The following is a 2,495-nucleotide window of genomic DNA, read 5'->3' as shown; positions in this document are numbered from 1 at the left end:
GAGCCGCTAAACGGCACGGCGCTGGTCACCGACGACGCGGCCGAGGTCTGGCATCCCTGCCAGGACATGAAGCAGGCGTTCTGGGTCGCCGTGGACGAAACCGGTCTGGCGCCGGAGAAGGTCAAGCTGCACCAGACCTTCATCGGCGGCGGCTTCGGGCGCCGCGTGATGGCCGGAGACCTGCGCACCGTCGTGGCCGTGGCGCGCCAGTACCCGGGGGTGCCGGTCAAGGTGATCTGGTCACGTGAGGAAACCACGCTGCAGGGCCAGTACCGCACCCTGCTCGCGACCCGCTACAAGGCCGGCCTCGACGCCGCGGGCATGCCGCAGGCCATCGAGGGCGAGGCCTGTTTCAGCGGCCTGGAACTGGTGTTCGGTTACATGGACACGCCCTATGTCCAGTCCGGCGACGTGCCGAACGTGCGACTGACCAAGAGCGAGCTGCCGCTGCACATCCAGACCGGCCCCTACCGTGGTCCCTGCTACAACTCGCACGCGTTCATGGCGGAAACCTTCGTCGACGAGTGCGCCGTCGCGGCCGGCGTCGATCCGCTGGAGTACCGGCTGAAGCTGCTGGAAAACTGGGAGGAATCCTGGAAACAGTGCCTGCGCCTGGCCGCGAAACACGCCGGCTGGGACAAACCCTTGCCCAAGGGCCAGGGCCGCGGCATCGCCATTTCGAACTGGCCGCATGCCGGTGAACGCGAGGCCGGCAGCACCATTTGCGCAGTCGCCCGCGTGGAGGTCACGCCCGAAGGCCAGCTGACCGTGAAGCAGGTCGACGTGACCTTCGATTGCGGCCGCGTCGCCAACCGCGATGCCGTGGCCGCGCAGCTTGAGGGCGGCGTGATCTACGGCATGAACATGTCGATCAATGAAGGCCTCACCGTCAAGAACGGCGCGATCGTCGAGAGCAACTTCGACAGCTACCCGATGCTGAAGATGGCCGACATGCCGCCAATCAACATTCACTTCGACGCGCTGACCGGCCACGACCGCTTCGCCATGATCGGCGAGGCTCCGGTGGGTCCGATCGGACCGGCGATCGGCAACGCGATCTATCAGGCAACCGGCAAGCGGCTGCGCCGCACACCGTTCCGCAAGCAGGACATGAGCTGGACCTGATCCGGCCAGCCGGCGGACGCGGAAGCCTCAACGCTATTTCAGCCGGTTTACGACGTGCTGACACATCCCCGCTGCCTGAACTGCCACTCCAGGATCACAACGTCGCCGACGGCGCCGTGCCCGGCGCGCCGCACTGGGAACTGGCGCCGCTCAGCATGGCCTGGGAAGACCTCAACCCGGAGCAGCTCTGCGAAGTGCTGAAGAACCGGTCGCTCAATGGCGACCGAAGCCTGGAAGTGCTGGTCGAACACATGGATGCCGATGCACTGGTGCTGTGGGGCTGGGAACCCGGCGGGAACCGCAGCACGCCGCCGCTGGATCATCCGGAGTTCATGGTCGCCCTGCGGGCCTGGGCCGATGCCGGAGGTCCGTGTCGGTAGCACGCGGTTGGCCGACGGACCGTCACACAGGGCGTGACGGTGATGTCGCGCTAGCTCGGCGATGTCACCCGGCTGAACGGCACGACGGTCTGATCGTCACCCGGCTCGATACGCGCAATCGCGTTCGCCTCGGCGAGGTTGCCGAGCATGTGAGAACCCTGACCACCGAGCAGTCTGAGCCACATCTGTCCGTCAGCGTCGGTGAAGGCCTGCGCCCTCACAAGCTGGGTGCGATCTCCGCGCATCGGCCTCTGCTCCACCAGCCGGCCGCGCTGCCAAACCGGTCCGGGCTCGGTCAGCCCGCTCAGGTAACCGATTGCAGGCGCCACGTGCAGATGCATGCCGATGAACACCGCAGCGGGATTGCCGGGTAGCGCGAACAAGGCCTGCTCCCCGCGCGTCGCGAACAGCAGCGGCTTGCCGGGCTTCTGCGCAACCTTCCAGAAATGCGTTTGCATGCCCAACGCGGCGACCGTCGGCGGAATGTGATCGCGGTCCCCAACCGACGCGCCTCCCGAGGTGATGACCAGATCGGCCTCGGCCAGCGCCTCGGTCAACGCCGTCTTCACGGCGTCGGCGTCATCCGGCACATAGCGAAGCCAGCACAGTTCCACCGGCAGCGCGCCCAGGATCGCGCGGATCATCGGTCCGTTGGCATCGTGGATCTGCGCCGGTCCCAGCGACTCACCAATCGGGACGACCTCGTCACCAGTGACCAGCACGCAGACGCGAACCGCCCGGGTCACCGTCACCGTGTCGATGCCGGCGGCGCAGAGCGCGCCCAGCAATCCGGTGGTCACCTGGGCACCCGATGCGGCAACGACATCGCCACGACGGATTTCCTCGCCACGGCGCCGGATGTGATCACCGGGCGAGACCTCCGCCGTCGGACGCGCCTCGGCATCACCGACCTCGACGCGCTCCTGCGGAATCACGGCGTCGGCGCCGTCGGGCAGCGGCGCGCCGGTGAGAATGCGCACGCACTCGCCG

The 2,495-nt window shown here is 67.4% G+C and carries 3 protein-coding genes; 2 read left to right on the top strand and 1 reads right to left on the bottom strand.

Going from position 1 to position 2,495, the window contains the following annotated elements:
• A partial coding sequence (locus tag ABNS06_RS07485; RefSeq protein WP_348673605.1) for a molybdopterin cofactor-binding domain-containing protein occupies positions 1–1,125 on the top strand: 1,125 nt, incomplete at its 5' end.
• 116 nt (positions 1,126–1,241) lie between these two features.
• On the top strand, positions 1,242–1,505 hold the full coding sequence (locus ABNS06_RS07480; RefSeq protein WP_348673603.1) for a hypothetical protein: 264 nt from the start codon (positions 1,242–1,244) through the stop codon (positions 1,503–1,505).
• 50 nt (positions 1,506–1,555) lie between these two features.
• Here the strand turns inward: ABNS06_RS07480 and ABNS06_RS07475 are convergent.
• Positions 1,556–2,495: molybdopterin molybdotransferase MoeA (locus ABNS06_RS07475; protein WP_348673601.1), on the bottom strand; the 940-nt coding region annotated here is incomplete at its 5' end.

The sequence above is a fragment of the uncultured Abyssibacter sp. genome, assembly GCF_964000955.1.
Lineage (GTDB): Bacteria > Pseudomonadota > Gammaproteobacteria > Nevskiales > OUC007 > Abyssibacter.
The sequence above is the reverse complement of the archived record's forward strand: the minus strand, read 5'-3'. Positions and strand labels throughout refer to the sequence as shown.